Annotated in this window: 16 protein-coding genes (1 of these 16 cut by a window edge); 10 read left to right on the top strand and 6 right to left on the bottom strand. The window is 70.2% G+C overall.

All coding sequences use genetic code 11. The features are described from left to right. Positions 1–73: 73 nt before the first annotated feature. Positions 74–1,246 (bottom strand): DUF3108 domain-containing protein, encoded by a 1,173-nt coding sequence (locus CLU95_RS11825; RefSeq protein WP_099793297.1) that lies wholly within the window; start codon positions 1,244–1,246, stop codon positions 74–76. A 121-nt stretch (positions 1,247–1,367) separates the two neighbouring features. Between CLU95_RS11825 and CLU95_RS11820 the strand changes: the two genes are divergently transcribed. The 3 genes from CLU95_RS11820 to CLU95_RS11810 all read left to right on the top strand — a co-directional run bounded on the left by CLU95_RS11820 (position 1,368) and on the right by CLU95_RS11810 (position 4,125). After that, complete coding sequence (locus CLU95_RS11820; protein WP_099793295.1) at positions 1,368–2,435, top strand: fumarylacetoacetate hydrolase family protein; 1,068 nt, start codon at positions 1,368–1,370, stop codon at positions 2,433–2,435. A gap of 173 nt (positions 2,436–2,608) precedes the next feature. Further along, entirely contained in the window at positions 2,609–2,872 is a 264-nt protein-coding gene (locus CLU95_RS11815) for a helix-turn-helix domain-containing protein (protein WP_099793293.1), read from the top strand. Further along, positions 2,869–4,125, top strand: a complete 1,257-nt coding sequence (locus CLU95_RS11810; protein WP_099793291.1) for a HipA domain-containing protein — start codon at positions 2,869–2,871, stop codon at positions 4,123–4,125. The genes CLU95_RS11815 and CLU95_RS11810 overlap by 4 nt, the downstream gene beginning before the upstream one ends. 19 nt (positions 4,126–4,144) lie before the next feature. On the opposite strand, the gene CLU95_RS11805 is transcribed toward CLU95_RS11810, so the two are convergent. Further along, complete coding sequence (locus CLU95_RS11805; RefSeq protein WP_099793289.1) at positions 4,145–4,933, bottom strand: helix-turn-helix transcriptional regulator; 789 nt, start codon at positions 4,931–4,933, stop codon at positions 4,145–4,147. 85 nt (positions 4,934–5,018) lie between these two features. Between CLU95_RS11805 and CLU95_RS11800 the strand changes: the two genes are divergently transcribed. Genes CLU95_RS11800 through CLU95_RS11790 form a run of 3 tightly spaced genes read left to right on the top strand, consistent with a single transcriptional unit; the run spans position 5,019 to position 7,988 of the window. Then, positions 5,019–6,776 (top strand): FAD-dependent monooxygenase, encoded by a 1,758-nt coding sequence (locus CLU95_RS11800; RefSeq protein ID WP_099793287.1) that lies wholly within the window; start codon positions 5,019–5,021, stop codon positions 6,774–6,776. Beyond that, positions 6,773–7,009, top strand: coding sequence for a hypothetical protein (locus CLU95_RS11795; protein WP_099793285.1), 237 nt, complete (start codon positions 6,773–6,775; stop codon positions 7,007–7,009). Before CLU95_RS11800 ends, CLU95_RS11795 begins: the two co-directional genes overlap by 4 nt. A gap of 4 nt (positions 7,010–7,013) precedes the next feature. Continuing rightward, on the top strand, positions 7,014–7,988 hold the full coding sequence (locus CLU95_RS11790) for a Bug family tripartite tricarboxylate transporter substrate binding protein (protein WP_099793283.1): 975 nt from the start codon (positions 7,014–7,016) through the stop codon (positions 7,986–7,988). 19 nt (positions 7,989–8,007) lie between these two features. Here the strand turns inward: CLU95_RS11790 and CLU95_RS11785 are convergent, their stop codons facing one another. Together CLU95_RS11785 and CLU95_RS11780 are read right to left on the bottom strand one after the other, a co-directional pair. After that, positions 8,008–9,213 carry a toxin-antitoxin system YwqK family antitoxin gene (locus CLU95_RS11785; protein WP_257214607.1) on the bottom strand — a complete coding sequence of 402 codons (1,206 nt, stop codon included), beginning with the start codon at positions 9,211–9,213 and terminating at the stop codon, positions 8,008–8,010. After that, entirely contained in the window at positions 9,210–9,623 is a 414-nt protein-coding gene (locus tag CLU95_RS11780; RefSeq protein WP_099793281.1) for a VOC family protein, read from the bottom strand. The genes CLU95_RS11785 and CLU95_RS11780 overlap by 4 nt, the downstream gene beginning before the upstream one ends. A 65-nt stretch (positions 9,624–9,688) precedes the next feature. Here CLU95_RS11780 and CLU95_RS11775 point away from each other — a divergent pair, with 65 nt between their 5' ends. From CLU95_RS11775 to CLU95_RS11760, 4 genes are all read left to right on the top strand, one after another. After that, complete coding sequence (locus tag CLU95_RS11775; RefSeq protein WP_099797241.1) at positions 9,689–10,957, top strand: TraB/GumN family protein; 1,269 nt, start codon at positions 9,689–9,691, stop codon at positions 10,955–10,957. An 11-nt stretch (positions 10,958–10,968) separates the two neighbouring features. Further along, positions 10,969–11,340: a DUF2946 family protein gene (locus CLU95_RS11770; RefSeq protein WP_099793279.1), complete on the top strand. Its 372-nt coding sequence runs from the start codon at positions 10,969–10,971 to the stop codon at positions 11,338–11,340. Between the two features lie 118 nt (positions 11,341–11,458). Then, entirely contained in the window at positions 11,459–13,744 is a 2,286-nt protein-coding gene (locus CLU95_RS11765; protein WP_099793277.1) for a TonB-dependent receptor, read from the top strand. Between the two features lie 32 nt (positions 13,745–13,776). Beyond that, positions 13,777–14,706: a copper chaperone PCu(A)C gene (locus tag CLU95_RS11760; protein ID WP_099793275.1), complete on the top strand. Its 930-nt coding sequence runs from the start codon at positions 13,777–13,779 to the stop codon at positions 14,704–14,706. 25 nt (positions 14,707–14,731) lie between these two features. Here CLU95_RS11760 and CLU95_RS11755 read toward each other — a convergent pair whose 3' ends face one another. Then, the gene (locus tag CLU95_RS11755) at positions 14,732–16,465 is read right to left on the bottom strand and encodes a phospholipase D family protein (protein ID WP_099793273.1); all 1,734 of its coding nucleotides are present in this window, start codon (positions 16,463–16,465) and stop codon (positions 14,732–14,734) included. Positions 16,466–16,571: 106 nt separating this feature from the next. Continuing rightward, positions 16,572–16,983 carry the 3' end of an ATP-binding cassette domain-containing protein gene (locus tag CLU95_RS11750; protein WP_099793271.1) on the bottom strand. 1,496 nt of this gene lie beyond the right edge of the window, so 412 of the gene's 1,908 nt are visible here — the last part of the coding sequence; its start codon lies beyond the right edge, outside the window; its stop codon occupies positions 16,572–16,574.

Genomic DNA, 16,983 nt, shown 5'->3' with positions numbered 1-16,983 from the left:
GGTTAGATAGCAATCAACGCGCCAGTTTCAAGAACAGTTGTCGTCGCGCTGTTGATATGTGAGCCTTTTTGCCTCAATTCGCGGGCGTCTGGGGTAGGGGTTTGCGCAATTGGGCGTCAGCAAAATCACCATTTGCCTCGGTTTGCCGGATGCGCACGGGCAGATAGCCGTACCGGGGCGCCAGCCAGAGTTCCAGTTTCCGGTCGAATTCCTTGCGGGGCGTGCGGGTGAGCTTGCGTGTGGTGAATTCGCCGGCCGGGAGGCTCAGCGTTTCCTCGTCGCCGACCTCGAAGACCCAGACCTCGGCGTCGCGCACGCCCACGGTCTGCACCGAGATCCGGGTGCCCGCCGGATACCGCGCTGGGCTGGCCGCCAGCAGGCCGCCCAGTTGCATCATGACGCTCATGCGGTCCTGCGCGCCGGGCTGCAGGGGCACCGACGGCGCGTTGTTGCTGAAGATGATCTGCCCCTGGTCGCGCGCGAAATGCGAGGCGACCTCGGCCTTGCGGCTTTCCGAGTAGCGCTCGGGCTCCAGGCCCGAGGGGCCGATCTTGCCGGTGCTGTGCCAGTTCAGCAGGGTGAAGAACACAGCCTTGAGCGTGAGCCGCCCGTCGTAGCGGCTGCCGTCCTGCAGCCAGACCAGCTCGCCGAACACGCCGCGTTGCGGCGAGGCGCCTTTCTGGCCCGTGGCCTCGAAATCGAGCGTGACCGAGCCCGGAATCCGCAGCGCCTGGGTGCCGGCGATGGTGCCCGAGGCGCCGCTGCCGGCCGTGGTCGTACCGCTCTGCGTGCCACCGGGCGTGTTTCCCGTGGCGGCGGCCGGGGCGCTGGCGGGTGTTTCGGGGGCTGTTGCTCCTGAATCTGTAGCGGCTTGCGCTGTCTGGTCGGGCGTTTCGGCGGGAGGCGTCTGTGTCGATGCGTCGGGCACCGGCGTGGGAGCGGGCTTGGGCCGGGGCACCGACGCCTCGCGCGGGCGCCGGGGCTTGGCCGGCGGCGGCGGCTTGGCCGCGACCGGCGCGGCGGCCGGTGCCGCGGGGGCCTCCGCTGCGGGCGGCGCGATCACGATCGTGCGCGTGATGAACTTGCTCGCCAGCGGCGAGGGCTCCGGCCCGATGGCCATCGGTGCCAGTCCGAGCAGCAACAGGTGCGCCAGCGCCACCGCCAGCGTCAGCCCCGCGAGCGCGCGCCAGGACGGGCGTCCGGGCAGGCCGAGGGACAGCGGTGGGGGCGCGACGTGCGTCGACATGGGTGTGTGGAGTGGGCCGCGGCGCCGAGGTTCACGAAGACCTCTCGGTACACTGCCGCCCGTTCAACCAGTTTAGTGGGCGCCGCGCGGCGCCCCTGCTCCCTTAGCTCACGCCCGCATCATGAAACTCGCCACCCTGAAGGACGGCTCGCGCGACGGCCAGTTGGTCGTCGTCTCGCGCGACCTCACGCTCGCCCACTACGCCACCGGCATCGCCCACCGGCTGCAGCAGGTGCTGGACGACTGGGGCTTCATGAGCCCGCAGCTGCAGGACCTGTACGACGCGCTCAACCAGGGCCGCGCACGCCATGCCTTTCCGTTCGACCCCGCCCAGTGCATGGCGCCGCTGCCGCGCGCCTACCAGTGGGCCGACGGCTCGGCCTACCTGAACCACGTCGAGCTGGTGCGCCAGGCGCGCAATGCCGAAGTGCCCGAGAGCTTCTACACCGACCCGCTCATGTACCAGGGCGGCAGCGACGACTTCCTGGGCCCGGTCGACGACGTGATCGTGCCCAGCGAGGCCATGGGCATCGACTTCGAGGCCGAGATCGCCGTCGTCACCGGCGACATCAAGATGGGTTCCACGCCCGACCAGGCCCTGGACGGCATCCGCCTCGTGATGCTGGCCAACGACGTGAGCCTGCGCAACCTCATTCCGGCCGAACTGGCCAAGGGCTTCGGCTTCTTCCAGAGCAAGCCCGCCACCGCCTTCAGCCCCGTGGCCGTCACGCTCGACGAGATCGGCGCGGCCTGGCAGGACGGGCGCGTGCACCTGGCGCTGCAAAGCAGTTGGAACGGTCGCAAGGTCGGCCTGTGCGACGCCGGCCCCGAGATGACCTTCCACTTCGGCCAGCTCATCGCCCACATCGCCAAGACGCGCAACGTGCGCGCCGGCAGCATCGTCGGCAGCGGCACCGTGAGCAACAAGGGCGTCGAGAAGAACGGCCGCATGGAATGGCCCAAGGGCTACTCGTGCATCGCCGAGAAACGCTGCATCGAAACCATCCAGGACGGCGCACCCGCCACCGACTTCATGAAGTTCGGCGACACGATTCGCATCGAGATGAAGGGGCTGGACGGACGCTCGCTGTTCGGCGCGATTGATCAGGAGATCGTGTCGACGGCGGGGCGGGCGGTGGAGGCGCCGGTGTCGGTGGTGAAGGCGGGTGAGGAATCCGCTGGGGATTGAGAAATTGATCCTGTGGGATCAATTTCCATGAAATTGCTGAACATTTAATCATTTATGCCCTTTTGGGGGCATAAATGGTGCGCAACCTGCATTTGAGGAATTTGATCTCAAAAGATCAAATTTGACGAATTTGCCTATTCTGTGAGCTAATGTGCTCTCTTGAGGTCAAATTCATGAAGCTCACCCCCGACAGCCTTCCGGAACTGGCCCTGCGGCTCAAGGCGGAGCGCAGGCGCCAAGGCCTGTCCCGTGCGCAAGCCGCCGCGGTCTGCGGTGTCAGCACCTCGTTCATCCGCGATGCCGAAAGCGACCCCGGACGCTGTTCCCTGCTGAAGCTGCTGCTCCTTGGCTCCGGCCTGGGCCTGCAGGCGAGCTTCGACGGATGGCAGGGAGACCTCGGCGGTGACGCCGGCTCGCCGGATGGGAACGCCGAATGATCCGGTTGCGCGTCTGGGCCAACGCCCGTCCCATGGGCTGGTTCGGTCACGCAGCTGCCGACTACTTCTTCGAATACGACGCACAGTGGCTCGAACAGCCGGGCCGCCACGTGCTGGCGCCGCAGTTTCCGCTGGGCGCTGACCGGTACACCGGCAACGCGGTGCGCGTCTTCTTCGAGAACCTGCTCCCGGAAGGCGAAGCGCTCGAGGACATCGTCAGTGCCATCCACCTGCGAGGCGCGTCGTCCTTCGAGCTGCTGGGGCGCCTGGGGGCTGAACTGCCCGGGGTGTTGTCGCTGTTGCCGGCCGATGCCCGCCCCGCACCCGCCCAGGAGTACCGGCCGCTGACGTTCGAAGCGCTCAGCCGCCGGCTGGCGGACCGCGACCGCACGCCGCTGTTGGTGTCGAACGCCGAGGCGACCATGTCGTTGCCCGGCGCACAGGACAAGATCGGGCTGCGGTTCGATGCGAAGCAGATGCGGCTCAGCGACAGCGTGGGCGCGTCGCCGACCACGCACATCCTCAAGCCCGACTCCCGGCAGGCGCGCTACCGGCCGAGCGCTATCAATGAGTTGGCGTGCATGCAGCTGGCGCGAGTGCTCAAGCTGCCGGTGCCCGATGTCTGGATGCTGCGCGTCCCGGAAGCCGCCTACGTCGTCGCGCGATACGACCGCGTGCTGGTCGCCGGCAACATCGTGAGCCTGCACCAGATCGACGGCTGCCAGCTGCTCGGACACGGCCCCGCCTGGAAGTACGAACGAAGCGGCGGGCTCGTGAGTTTGCCGTTGCTGGTTGAGGCGCTGCGCGGGCTGCGCGTGCGGGGTGCCGACCTGCTGCAGTTCCAGCGTTGGGTCATGTTCAATTTCCTGATCGGCAATGCCGACGCGCACGCGAAGAACGTGTCGGTGATCGTCGACGACCAGGGCTTTCGTCTCGCGCCGTTCTACGACCTGCTGTGCGTGCGCGCCTATGGCGACACCGGGCTGGCGCTTTTCATCGGTGACGACAAGACCTTCGACGCCGTCGGCCGTCACTCCTGGGAGGCGCTGTGCCAGGACTGCGGCTTTCGTTCGGCGGAAACGCTCGAAGAGCTGCGCAAGATGGCGCGTGCGCTGCTGCCTGCATGGCAGAAAGTCCGGGCCGGCATCGACCGCGCGCATGCGCCTGTCGAGGCGGAGGTGCGGGTGCTTGAAAAGATGACGCAGGTGTTCGAACTGCACGTGCGCCACGCGGCGTCGATGCTGGGCCGCTGAGCGCCGTTGAGGGCGCTGGTCAGGCGGCAGCCACCACGCCGCCCCGCAGCAACTCCTTCAGCGTCCGAATCCCCAACCGCCGAAACGCCCGGTACTGATGCGTGCGCACCGTGCTCAGTTCCACTCCGAGCGCGCGCGCCGTGTCCTTCGCGGTGCGGCCGGCCATCAGGTGGCCGATCACCTCGCGCTCGCGCAGGCTCAGCGTCAGCAGCCGCGAGGCGAGGGTGGGCGCGGCCGCCTCGTGCACGGCCGCCGCGCTGCGGCTGTGGGCGCTGGCGGCGTCGGCCAGCAGCGTGGCGTGGGCCGCGATGACGGCGAAGTCGGTCTCGCCGAACTCGGGCTGCGCCAGGCTGCGGTAGAAGCTCACGGCCACGCGCTGGCCGCTCGGGCGCAGCAACAGCACCGAGGTGCGCTCGCGGATGCCCACGTCGCCGTAGCAGGCGGCGCGGTAGGCGGGGTCGGCCACCTCGTCGCCGTGCTGGTGGCCCATCCACAGCTGCGCGCGTTTCGGCAGCTTGCGCGCGGCCAGCCACGCCATGTTGGGGTCGAGCAGGTCGAAGCGCTGCGCCACGTAGCGCTCGGCGGTGCGCTCGGCCGTGTTCCCGTAGCTGCTGGCTGCCGAGACGGTCTCGATGCGGCCGGTGGCATCGACGCCGAACACGGTGCAGAAGGTGACGGGCATCACGCGGTGCATCGCCGCCAGGCAGCTGGCCGCCAGGTGCGGCGTGCCGATGCCCGCCAGCACGTCGCCGACGACGGCGGCCGACAACTGCGCGTCGGCGGCGGGATGGAGGCGCCAGCGTTTCATGGGGTTCGGAAGGAGGGGCTAGGGTAAATACCTCCTACGAAGTTATGACATTGGCGCGGGCGCTGCATCGGGACAATCCCGTTCCATGACCACCACCCGTACCGCCGACGCCGCCACCGGCCCCGTGCCGCCGCCGTCCTCCGCGACCGCGCTGCCGCCTTCGGTCGGCGCCTTCCACTACAGGCGCTTCGCACCCCGTCTGCCGTCGCTCGACGCCGACGGCATGGAGCCCGGCTGCCACCCCGTCGTGATCGCCGGCGGCGGCCCGGTCGGCATGGCGCTGGCGCTGGGGCTCGCCAACCACGGCGTGCGCAGCGTGGTGCTCGAGGCCGACGACACGGTCTGCGTGGGCAGCCGCGCGGCCTGCATCTCGCGCCGCAGCCTGGAGATCGTCGAGCGGCTGGGCGCGCTGCCGGCCTTCCTGGGCAAGGGCCTGCCGTGGAGCGTCGGGCGCAGCTTCTACAAGACGGCCGAGGTGTTCCGCTTCGAGATGCCGCAGGACGCGCAGCAGAAGCTGCCGCCGATGATCAACCTGGAGCAGTACTACATCGAGCAGTACCTGCTGGACGAGATCGAACGCCGCAACGTCGCGACGCCGGGGCTCGTGGACATCCGCTGGGGCACCGAGCTCACGGCGCTCGCGCAGGACGAGGACGGCAAGGGCGTGACGCTCGACGTGCGCAATGCCGAAGGCGCCTACCGCCTGCGCGGCCAGTGGCTCGCGGCCTGCGACGGTGGCCAGAGCTTCGTGCGCAAGTCGCTCGGTCTGGCGCTCGAGGGCACGGGCTACGAAGGCCGCTACGTGATCATCGACATCGAGCTGCACAGCGGCCACCCGACCGAGCGCCGCGCCTGGTTCGACCCGCCGTGGAACCCCGGCTCGACCGTGCTGATGCACCGCCAGCCCGACGACATCTGGCGCATCGACTACCAATTGCGCGCTGGCCAGAGCACCGAAGACGCGCTGCAGCCCGCGGCCGTGGCCGAGTTCGTGCAGCGCCACCTCGACGCCATCGGCGAAGGCCACCTGCCGTGGAAGACGGTGTGGACCTCGGTGTACCGCGCGGGCGCGATGACGCTCGACAGCTACCGCCACGGCCGTGTCGTGTTCGCGGGCAACGCGGCGCACGCGATGCCGATCTTCGGCGTGCGCGGGCTCAACTCGGGCTTCGATGATGCCGACAACCTGGCCTGGAAGCTGGCCTGCGTGGCGAAGGGCCTGTCGGGCGCGGCGCTGCTCGATGCGTACTCGCAGGAGCGCATCGCGGCCTTTCACATCAACGCCGAGGCCGCGATGCGCAGCACGGAGTTCATGTCGCCGCCTTCGCGCGGCTTCGACCTGCTGCGCGAGGCGGCACTGTCGCTGTCCGAGGCGCACCGCGGCATCGCGCAGCTCATCAACCCGCGCCAGACGCAGGCCGTGCGCTATGACGATTCGGCGCTGTCGAGCGAAGGCGATGCATTGCCCGCCGGGCCGCTGCCGGGCGAGGCGATGCCCGAGCAACCGCTCGCGCAAGGTCACCTGACCGACTGGATCGGCCCCGTGTTCACGCTGCTGGTGCTGCGGCCGGACATGGTGTCGCTGCCCGTCGCTGACATCGCGCAGGCGCAGCAAGGGGCCTTGCCTTTCGCGGTGCGCACCATCGGCAGCCTGGGCACCGAAGGCGCCGATGCGCAGGCGTCCCCCGCCGTCTTCGCGGCGCTCGGCGCACAAGACGGTGCGGTCTACCTGCTGCGCCCCGACGGCCACGTGGCCGCGCGCTGGCACCGCCTCTCGGCCGGCGCGTTGCCCGCCGCGCTGGCGCGCGCCGCCGTCACCACTTCACAGGACATTTCCGCATGACGACCACCGCCCCCTCGCTCCACCCCGACGCCCGCGACCGCCTGTACGCCGAGTGCGCGCGCGCCATCACCGAGGCCGGCGCCGAACGCGAATCGCTGTTCCTCGCGCGGCTCGCGCTGCTGCTGTTCGAGCAGGTCGGCGACGAGTCGCGCTGCCGCGCCGCGCTGGCCGACGCGTTGTGCGCGCTGCCCGTACCATCGCTGTCCGCTTCCGAACAACAACATGGAGATTGATCTCATGGATCGCCGCACCCTTCTCGCCACGCTCGCTTCCGGCGCCGCCGTGGCCGCTGCTCCCTTCGCCCACGCCCAGGACTACCCCGCGCAGCTCATCAAGTGGGTCGTGCCGTACCCCGCGGGCGGCGGCACCGACGTGATCGCACGCGTGCTGGCCGAGGCCATGCGCCAGACGCTGGGCCAGCAGATCGTGGTCGACAACCGCCCCGGCGCGTCGACCAACATCGGCGCCGACCTGGTCGCCAAGAGCAAGCCCGACGGCTACACGGTGCTCTCGGCCGACAACGCCGTGCTGGCCTTCAACGAGCACCTGTTCGGCAAGCTGCCGTTCAACCCCGAGAAAGACTTCACCTACATCGGCGCCATCGGCAAGTTCCCGCTCGCGCTGGTCGTGCACCCGGACTTCCCGGCCAAGACCTTCAAGGAGTTCCTGGCCTACGTGAAGGCCAACCCAGGCAAGGTCAACTACGCGTCGCCGGGCAACGGCTCGCCGCACCACCTGGCGATGGAAATGTTCAAGGCGCGCACCGGCACCTTCATCACCCACATTCCGTACCGCGGCGCGGCGCCGGCCATGGCCGACGTGATGGGCGGCCAGGTGCCGTGCATGTTCCTGGACCTGGCCTCGGGCCTGCCGATCATGCAGGGCAACAAGGTGCGCGTGCTGGCCATCGGCTCGGGCGCGCGCAGCAAGCGCCTGCCCGACGTGCCGACGCTGGCCGAAGTGGGCGTGCCCAACACCGAGGTGTTCGCGTTCCAGGGCATCCTCGGCCCGGCCGGCCTGCCCGCCGCCGTGGTGAACAAGCTCAACAGCGACCTGAACAAGGCCTTCAGCACGCCGGCCGTGCAAAAGCGTTTCGACGACTTCGGCATGGAAGCGATGCCCGGCACGCCGGCGCAGTTCGCGGCGCTGTCGCGCGCGGAATCGAAGCGCTGGGGCCCGATCATCAAGCAGGCCGGCATCAAGCTGGACTGATGCCGCCGAAGCGTTCGCCTTAGCGGGTGAACGCTTTTCTGGAGCCGTCTTCGAAGACTTCGTCGTCGCGCTGCAGCTCGCCGTTTTCGTCCCAGCTGCGTTCGCGCGTCACGCGGCCCTTGTCGTCGAAGCTCGACTCGGCCAGCAGCTCGCCCTTTTCATTGAAGCGCTGGTGCGTGCCCACGGGCACCTGCCGGCCGCGTCCTGGCGCGAGGTAGCGGCCCTGTGCGGCGCGCTGGCCGCTGTCGTAGAACTCGGTCACTTCGACCGTGCGCTCGCTGCCGGCGCCGCTGTAGACGGCCTTGCTGCGCGGCTGGCCGTTGAGGTGAAAGCTGTCGTCGCTCACGGGCTCGCCCGAGGCGTTCCAGCGCTGGTCGCGCACCAGCGACCCGCGATCGGAAAACTCCTGCTCGCGCTGGCGGATCGACGAGCGGCCGACCAGCAGCCACGCGGTTTCGCGTCGCTTCACGCCTTCTGACGAAAAACTGCGCTCGACGCGGCGGTTGCCGCTGGTCTCGTCGAGCACCGACGGCTTGCCGTTGTCGTAGAACTCCTGCGTGCGCACGCGCTTGCCCGCCTGGTACGAGAGCTTCGAGCGCAGGGTGCCGCGCGCGTCGAACAGGTCGACGTTCGACGGCCCGCCCGTGAAGCCGCACAGCCTGGCATCGTCGGCCACCGGCGCCAGCACGGGCGCCTCGGCGCAGCGCAGCATCGACATCTGGCCGCGCTCGGTGAACTCGACCATGGCGCGCTCGCTGCCGCGGTCGGGGTAGAAGATGGCGCGCCGCAACTGGCCGCCGGGGTAGAAGCTGCGCACGAGGCCGCGCTCCTGGCCGTCGTCGTACGTGGCGTCGCGCAGCACCTGGCCGCCGGGCGCGAACTCGCGCGCGCGGCCCTGCATGTTGCCCTTGGCGTTGACGGTGTGCTCGCGCGCGAGCTTGCCCTTCTCGTAGAAGCGCACCAGGCCCATGAAGACGCCGTTCTGCACCTGCTGCTCGCGCTGGAGTTCGCCGGTGCCGCGGTCCTTGCAGCGCATCAGGCCGGTTTTTCCGGCGGTGCTGTTGCCGTCGGCCGGGCTCACGCGCTGGCCGTTGAGCTCGCACTCCTGCTGCGCGTGGACCGTCGGGGTACCCAGCAGCGCGGCCAGCGTGATCGCTGCCAGACCGAGGAGGGGCGCGGCCGCCCGGGGCGCCCGAAAAGCGGGAACGCGCGGGCGCAGGGTCACTTGTCGTAAAGCGTGTCGAGCGAACGGAAGCCCTTGACCTCGATCGGGTTGCCGAAGGGGTCGCAGAAGAACATCGTCCACTGCTCGCCCGGCTGGCCTTCGAAGCGCACCTGCGGCTTCAGCACGAACTCGGTGCCGGCGGCCTCGAGGCGACCGGCCAGGGCCTGCCAGTCGGGCAGCGCGAGCACGATGCCGAAGTGCGGCATGGGCACCATCGCATCGCCGACGCGGCCGGTGCGGGTGGTGGCGAAGGGTTCGCCCCGATGCAACGAGAGCTGGTGGCCGAAGAAGTCGAAGTCGACCCAGGTGTCGGTGCTGCGGCCTTCGGCGCAACCGAGCACGTCGCCGTAGAAGCGGCGGGCGCCGTCCAGGTCGCGCACGTGAATGGCAAGGTGAAAGATGCTTTGCATGGTTTTGGATTATGGGCAGCGGTGCTGTGAGAATGCCGGACTTTCTTTCAATCATGGAGCTCGCCTTGCGGATACTCCGAGCCCTCGTCGCACCGCTGCGCCTGCTGTCGCGCGGCACCGACCGGCCGGCGCCCCAGCGCCTTCTTGCACGTCTGACCCGCCAGGCCCTGGCCGGTGTCGGTGGTTGTTTCATCGCCGTGTTCACGGTCACGGCGCATGCCGCCGCCTGCCCGCCCTCGGCCATCGCGAGCCTCGAGAAGCCCGGCATCGGCCTGCGCAACGGCGTCGACCGTGGCTTGCTGTGGCGCATCGAGCGCGACGGCCGCACCTCGTGGCTCTACGGCACCCTGCACCTAGGGCGCGGCGAATGGGTGCGCCCCGGCCCGACCGTGCAGAAGGCGATGGCGCAGAGCGACACGCTCGCGCTGGAGCTCGACTCGCGCGACGACGCCACGGTGCGCGCTCTGAGCCAGCCCGCCGACCCGGCCGCGGTGGCGCGCGTGCTCAGCGGCGAACGCGCCCGCCGGCTCGAGCGCCAGAACGCCGAGGCCTGCGTGCCGCCGGGTTCGACCGCGAGGCTGCCGCCCATCCTGCAGGTCACGGCGCTGACCGCGCTGGCGGCGCGCGCCGACGGCCTGTACGCGGAGTTCGGCGTCGACGAAACACTGGCCGTCTCGGCCCGCAACAGCAACAAGCCGATCGTCGCGCTCGAGAACGCTGCCGACCAGCTGCGCTGGCTCACCGGCGGCTCCGAAGCCGAAGAGGCCGAGCAGATCGACGCCATGCTCGACGAGCTGGAATCGGGCCGGCTGCGTGGCCAGCTCAAGACGCTGGCCGACATCTGGGCGCGCAGCGACGCGGCCCGGCTGGCGCGGTACCCCGAGTGGTGCGAATGCCTGAACACGCCGGCCGAGCAGCGCCTCATGAAGCGTCTGCTCGACGACCGCAACCCCGGCCTGGCCGACGGCATCGAGCGCCTGCATGCGGGCGGGCGCAGCGCGTTCGCCGCGGTCGGCGCGCTGCACATGGTCGGCGCGCAGGGGCTGCCCACGCTGATGGCGGCGCGCGGCTTCACCGTGACGCCGGTGCTCACCGAGGCGCAGGCACAGATGGCGTTGCCGATGCCGCCACTCGCGGCGCCCGAGCCGCCGGCCCGCAAGGCCGTGCGTGGCGGCAAGAACGTCAAGGGGCAGAAGGCGGCCAAGGGCACGGGCCAGAAGGCGACCGCGAAGGGCGGGGCCAAGCCGGCGTCCAAAGCCGCAGCCGCACCCAAGGGCGGTAAGGCCGCCCCCCGTGCCGCCCCCAAGGCCACCAACCCCAAAGTGCGCCGATAATCGCGACCGCCATGCACGCGCTGCGCCCCCACCCCCGCCTGATCGGCCGTCTCGGCCGGTGGGTGCTGTTGTGGTTCGTGCTGTCGCTGGGCGTGGCAGTGGCGTCGCCGGTGGTGCATCCGCAGGCGATGGAACTGGTGTGTTCCGGCGCCGGCACCATCAAGGTGGTGGTGCACACCGAAGACGGTGTGCAGGACATGGGCGCCACGCACATGGACTGCCCGCTGTGCGTGCTGACCGGCGCACCGCCCCCGCCGCCCGTGGCGGCCGCGTTCGATGCGCCCCTGCCGCTGGGGCGCGTGCTCCAACCGATTCCCGCCGCGCGCCATGCCGTGGCCACGGCCGCGCCTCTGCCGGCGCGCGGGCCCCCGTACTTCGCCTGAGCGATCCAACCATCGCCGTCTGTCTGCGCCCCCGGGGTGCCCACAGGCGGCCTTCCTGGCTTGAAGTTCGTGGAGTCGGTTCCCCTTGAAAAAGCATTCCCGCGCCCTGGCGATCGCCATGGCATTTCCTCTCGGCGCGCCCGCGTGGGCGCAGCAGCAGCCATCGCCGCCTGAGGCGACGGCCCCGGGTCGCGCGCTCGGCACCGTCACCATCAGCGGTGGCCGGCCGACCTCGCTGCCGACGCAGATCCCGACCACCATCGAAGGCGTGACCGCCGAGCAGATCGCCGAGACGGTCAACGCGACCGACGCCGAAGACGCGCTCAAGTACCTGCCGAGCCTGCTGGTGCGCAAGCGTTACATCGGCGATTTCAACCACGCGGTGCTCGCCACCCGCGCCTCGGGCACGGGCAACAGCGCCCGCGCGATGGTCTACGCCGACGGCATCATGCTGTCGAACCCGCTGGGCAACGGCGCCACCTTCGCGCCGCGCTGGGGCATGGTGTCGCCCGACGAGATCGAGCGCGTCGACGTGCTCTACGGTCCGTTCTCGGCCGCCTACCCGGGCAACTCGGTGGGCGCGGTGGTCGATTACGTGACGCGCATGCCCATGCAGCTCGAGGCGCACGTCAAGCTCAGCGGCTTTGCCTCGAACTTCGATCTGTACAACAGCCATTCGTCGCCGGGCGGCCAGCAGCTCGACCTGTCGCTGGGCAGCCGCAGCGGCGACTGGTCGTGGTGGCTCGGCGCCTCGCGCACCCACAGCAAGGGGCAGGCGCTGTCGTTCGCCAACCGGCTCGTGAGTGCGGGCACTGTCGGCACTGCGGGCACGCCCGTCACCGGCGCGGTGCTCGGGCTGAACCCGTCGAACCAGCCGTGGTGGCTGCTCGGCGGCACCACCGCCTACGACACCACCCAGGAACAGGCCAAGCTCAAGCTGGCCTACGACTTCTCGCCCACCGTGCGCGCGACCTACACGCTGGGCGCCTGGCACAACACCACGCACGGCAGCACCGACACCTACCTTCGCGACGCCTTCGGGCAGCCCGTGTACGGCGGGCGCGTGAACCTCGGCGGGCGCACCTACACCCTCGATGCGCCGGCCGCCGCCTTCGCACCGACCGAGACGGCGCTCACGCACTACATGCACGGCCTCTCGGTGAAGAGCCACACGGGCGGCGTGTTCGACTGGGAAGTGGCGGCGAGCCTGTTCGACTACGCCAAGGACACCTCGCGCACGCCGACCGCGCCTTTGCCGGGCACTTTCTACGGCGGCCCCGGCCGCACCACCGACATGGGCGGCGCCGGCTGGCACACCTTCAAGGCCGCGGGCACCTGGCGGCCCACCGGCTCGGCCGAGGGCGTGGGCGCGCACGTGGTCGATTTCGGTGTCCAGCAAGACACGGCGCGGCTGCGCAGCGCCATCGGCACCACGCGCGACTGGATCGGCGGGCCGGCCGTGTCGCCGTTCTCCGCCTTCAACGGCAACACGCGGCTGCGCTCGCTGTACGTGCAGGACACCTGGCGCTTCGCCAAAGACTGGAAGACCACGCTGGGCCTGCGCCACGAGCGCTGGGAGGCGTACGGCGGCCAGCTCGGCAACGCGGCGAAGCTGCTCGACTTCGCGCCACGCAAGAACAGCTTTGTCTCGCCCAAGGCGGCCGTCGCCTGGCAGGCCACGCCCGACTGGCTCTTCAAGGCCTCGACCGGCCGCGCCGTGCGCATGCCCACCGTGAGCGAGCTCTACCAGGGCTCGATCGAGGGCAGCCGCATCGTCAACACCAACCCGAACCTGCGCCCCGAGCGTTCATGGACCGCCGAGCTGAGCGCCGAGCGCGACCTCAAGCGCTGGGGGCTCGACGGCGTGCTGCGCACCACGCTGTTCTTCGAGCACACGAAAGACGCGCTCTACACCCAGGCGCTCACCAACCTCGTGAGCACGGTGCAGAACGTCGACGCCATCCGCACGCGCGGGCTGGAGGTGGCGCTGAACACGGTCGACGCGGGCATCCAGGGACTCGACCTGAGCGGCAGCCTCACGCTGACCGATTCGAAGATCACCGCCAACAGCGGCTTCCCGGCCAGCGTGGGGCGCGACCAGCCGCGCGTGCCCAAGGTGCGCGCCTCGCTGCTCGCCACCTACCGGCCCGACGCCAAGTGGAGCTACACGGTCGGCGCGCGCTACAGCGGCCGGCAGTACGGCACGCTCGACAACAGCGATCCGAACGGCATGGCCTTCATGGGCTTCTCGAAGTTCTTCGTGGTCGACGCGCGCATCCGCTACCGCATCGACCGCCAGTGGAGCGCCGCCGTCGGCATCGACAACCTGAACAACCGGACCTACTGGGCCTTCCACCCGTACCCGCAACGCACCTTCGTGGCCGAACTCAAGTTCGACCTTTGACCCTCACCTTTTCCTACCCAAGGACACACGCCATGACGAAGCCTTCGACCCCCACCTTCCACACCCTCGCCGCCTGCGCCCTGCTGGCCGGTGCCAGCGCCGCCGGCGCCCACGTGAGCCTGCCCCCGGGCGGCGCCACCGTCGGCAGCGAGTACAACGCCGCCTTCCGCGTCGGCCACGCCTGCGAAGGCGCCAAGACCACCACCGGCCTCGCGGTGCGCCTGCCCAAGGGCTTCGTGCTCACCGACGCGCAGGCGCGCAAGGGCTGGAAGCTCGACGCCCCCAAGGCCGGCAGCGCCGAAGGCGAAGTGCGCTGGACCGCAGAGACGCCGCAGAACGCGCTGCCCGGCAGCGAGCGCGGCGAGTTCGTGCTGCGCGGCAAGGTGCCCGCCACGCCGGGCCCGCTGTGGTTCAAGGTGCGCCAGGACTGCGACGTCGGCAGCGTCGATTGGGCCGAAGTGCCTGCGTCGGGCACCGCCACGGCCGGCCTGAAGACGCCCGCGCCCAAGCTCGACGTGGTCGCGCAGGGCGTGGCCACGGTCGACGTGCGCGACGCCTGGGTGCGCCAGTCGGTGCCGGGCCAGAGCGGCACGGGCGCCTTCATGAAGCTCACGGCGCCCACCGGCACGAAGCTGGTCGGCATCTCGACGCCCGCCGCCGGCGTGGCCGAGGTGCACGAAATGAAGATGGAAGGCGACACGATGCGCATGCGCGAACTGACGGGCGGCCTCGACCTGCCGGCCGGCAAGACCGTCGAGCTCAAGCCCGGCGGCTACCACGTGATGCTGATGGACCTGAAGGGCGCGATGACCAAGGGCGCGACCGTGCCCATGACCTTGAAGTTCGAGGACGCCAAGGGCGCGAAGACGACGCTGGAGCTGAAGCTGCCGGTCGGTGCGCCGGAAGGCGCCGCTGCAGCGCCGGCGCCCGCGGCGGGCGGTGCGCACCAGCACAAGCACTGACCCCGTCGGGGTCTCGCCGGACCCGTCAGAGCAACTGGTCCGGCGCCAGCGGCCCGAACAGCCGCAGCAAAAAGCGCAGCGTGGCGCTCGCGTCAGGCTCGGTGTCCGTGTCCTGCAGGCCGCTGCCCTCGGGCGCGTGCCACACCAGCGTGCCCTTCTCGAGCGCGACATGCCACGAGCGCTCGCGCATGCCGCGTTCGATCTGCTCGGCCGCCATGCGCGAGAGTTCGCCGCTGCGGATCAGCAGCGCGATCTCGGTGTTCTGCAATTGCGAGCGCAGGTCGAGGTTCATGGAGCCGACCACCAGCAGCCGGCCGTCCATCACCAGCACCTTGGAGTGCAGCATGGCGCGCGATTCGCCGCTGACGCTGCCCGCGCCGCTGCCGCCCGAGGAGCCGAACACATTGCCGAAGTCGGTCTGTTCGCTGCGCAACTCGTACAGCTCGACGCCTGCGGCGAGTAGCGCCTTGCGGTGGCGCGCGTAGCCCACGTGGGCGATGGGGGCGTCGTTCGAGGCCAGTGAATTCGTCAGCACCCGGATGCGCACGCCCCGCGCGCGCGCGGCGGCAAAGGCCTGCTGCATGTCGGGGCCGGGCACGAAGTAGGGCGAGATGATCAGCAGGTCGGTGCGCGCCTGGCCGATCAGCTGCAGCAGGCCTTCGACCACCGTGTCCGCGCTGGACGCCAGGTCGGCCAGGGCCGCGGCGTTGCGCGAGGGCATGTCGGGCCGGCTCACCACGAGGTCGGGGTTGCGCATCGCGCCGGGGCCGCTGTCGGCCGGGATCTTGCCGGGCGCGTCGGCCAGCATCAGGGCCGGGGCCCAGACGAAGGCGGCGCTGCGCAGGTCGAGCGGCTTCTCGTCCCAGGCACGGGCGCGCTGCTCGGCCGTGGGCGCCCCGCCAGGCCGGGGTTTGTCGTCCGCAGGCTTCGAGCGGTTGCGGGCTTCGGCCGCTTCGTCGTCGAGTTCCTTGTCGACCCGGCGCGCGCGCTCGCGGATGCGCTGGAACTCTTCGCGCGAGACCAGCGACTGCACGGGGTAGGCGCGCTCGTTGTTCCAGTAGCTGTCGAAGCTGCGCGAGAGGTCCTGCACGATCGGGCCGGCCGCCAGCACATCGACGTCGACGAAGTTGCCGGTGGTGGCATTGCCGAAGTAGGCGTCGCCCAGGTTGCGCCCGCCGGTCACGCCCATCACGTTGTCGGCCAGGAACAGCTTGTTGTGCATGCGCTGCTGGATGCGCGAGACCTCGCCGATGGCGTTGAGCATGCGGTTGAAGCCGGTGCCGCGCGAGCCCGCGAGCGGGTTGAACAGGCGCATCTCGATGTTGGGGATGAAGGCCAGGCCGAGCACCAGCGCGTCGCGGCCGATGGTGTGGAAGTCGTCCAGCAGGATGCGCACCCGCACGCCACGCTCGGCCGCCGCCTGCAGCCCGCGCACCAGCCGGCCGGTGCTGGCGTCGGCGTGGATGGCGTAGTACTGCAGGTCCAGCGTTTTCTGTGCGCTCTCGATCAGCGCCAGCCGGCTGCCGTAGGCGGCTTGCGGTCCGCCCAGCAAGAGGAAGCCCGAGTCGAAGCGGGCCTTGTCGGCTTGTCGCCGCTCTTGCAGCAGTGTGGCCAGCGCCGTGCCGTTGGGCGAGGCGAGCGCGCTTGAGACGGGGCGGTCCACATCCTTCGGCAGCTGCGCGCAGGCGCCGAGCACCAGGAGGGCCAGCAGAGCGACGCTGCGACGGACCAACGCGTGGAAGGAAGAAGAAAAAGGCATGCGGCGGGATCTTTCCGGGAGCCGGGGAAGGCGGTGCCGCATGTATAGCCGAGTTGGCGCCCGCCGTGGGTGGGACGGGCGGCCAACCGGCGCAGGAAGACGCCGCTCAGCGCCCGGCGCCGAGTTCTTCCTGGCGCTCCAGCGCGGCGAGCAACTCGTCGTCGATCTTGGCGTGGCGCTCGCTCAGCTCGACCGCGCGCGAGGCGTCGCTCGCGTAGATGGCGCCGCCGTCGAGTTCGAGCATTTCGCTGATGCGCTTCTGCTCGGTTTCGAGGGCGTCGATCTGTGCGGGCAGGCCTTCGAGTTCGCGCTGCTCCTTGTAAGAGAGCTTCTTGCGGGGGCCGCCCGTGGGGGCGGCGGCGGGTGCAGCCGCGGGCGCCGGGGCCGGTGCGGCGGCAGGAGCCGGTGGTGGTGCCGACGCGAGGCGCTGCTCGGCGATCTCGCGTGCGCGCTTGGACTGGATCAGCCAGTCTTCCACGCTGCCCTCGTACTCGCGCCAGCGGCCGTCGCCTTCGAAG

This window comes from Variovorax sp. 54, from assembly GCF_002754375.1.
GTDB lineage: Bacteria > Pseudomonadota > Gammaproteobacteria > Burkholderiales > Burkholderiaceae_C > Variovorax.
The sequence above is the reverse complement of the archived record's forward strand: the minus strand, read 5'-3'. Positions and strand labels throughout refer to the sequence as shown.

Excerpts from the sequence above, each read along its gene's own strand:
- CLU95_RS11825 (WP_099793297.1), bottom strand. The coding sequence starts at position 1,246 with ATGTCGACGCACGTCGCGCCCCCACCGCTGTCCCTCGGCCTGCCCGGA.
- CLU95_RS11820 (WP_099793295.1), top strand. The coding sequence starts at position 1,368 with ATGAAACTCGCCACCCTGAAGGACGGCTCGCGCGACGGCCAGTTGGTC.
- CLU95_RS11815 (WP_099793293.1), top strand. The coding sequence starts at position 2,609 with ATGAAGCTCACCCCCGACAGCCTTCCGGAACTGGCCCTGCGGCTCAAG.
- CLU95_RS11810 (WP_099793291.1), top strand. The coding sequence starts at position 2,869 with ATGATCCGGTTGCGCGTCTGGGCCAACGCCCGTCCCATGGGCTGGTTC.
- CLU95_RS11805 (WP_099793289.1), bottom strand. The coding sequence starts at position 4,933 with ATGAAACGCTGGCGCCTCCATCCCGCCGCCGACGCGCAGTTGTCGGCC.
- CLU95_RS11800 (WP_099793287.1), top strand. The coding sequence starts at position 5,019 with ATGACCACCACCCGTACCGCCGACGCCGCCACCGGCCCCGTGCCGCCG.
- CLU95_RS11795 (WP_099793285.1), top strand. The coding sequence starts at position 6,773 with ATGACGACCACCGCCCCCTCGCTCCACCCCGACGCCCGCGACCGCCTG.
- CLU95_RS11790 (WP_099793283.1), top strand. The coding sequence starts at position 7,014 with ATGGATCGCCGCACCCTTCTCGCCACGCTCGCTTCCGGCGCCGCCGTG.
- CLU95_RS11780 (WP_099793281.1), bottom strand. The coding sequence starts at position 9,623 with ATGCAAAGCATCTTTCACCTTGCCATTCACGTGCGCGACCTGGACGGC.
- CLU95_RS11770 (WP_099793279.1), top strand. The coding sequence starts at position 10,969 with ATGCACGCGCTGCGCCCCCACCCCCGCCTGATCGGCCGTCTCGGCCGG.
- CLU95_RS11765 (WP_099793277.1), top strand. The coding sequence starts at position 11,459 with ATGGCATTTCCTCTCGGCGCGCCCGCGTGGGCGCAGCAGCAGCCATCG.
- CLU95_RS11760 (WP_099793275.1), top strand. The coding sequence starts at position 13,777 with ATGACGAAGCCTTCGACCCCCACCTTCCACACCCTCGCCGCCTGCGCC.
- CLU95_RS11755 (WP_099793273.1), bottom strand. The coding sequence starts at position 16,465 with ATGCCTTTTTCTTCTTCCTTCCACGCGTTGGTCCGTCGCAGCGTCGCT.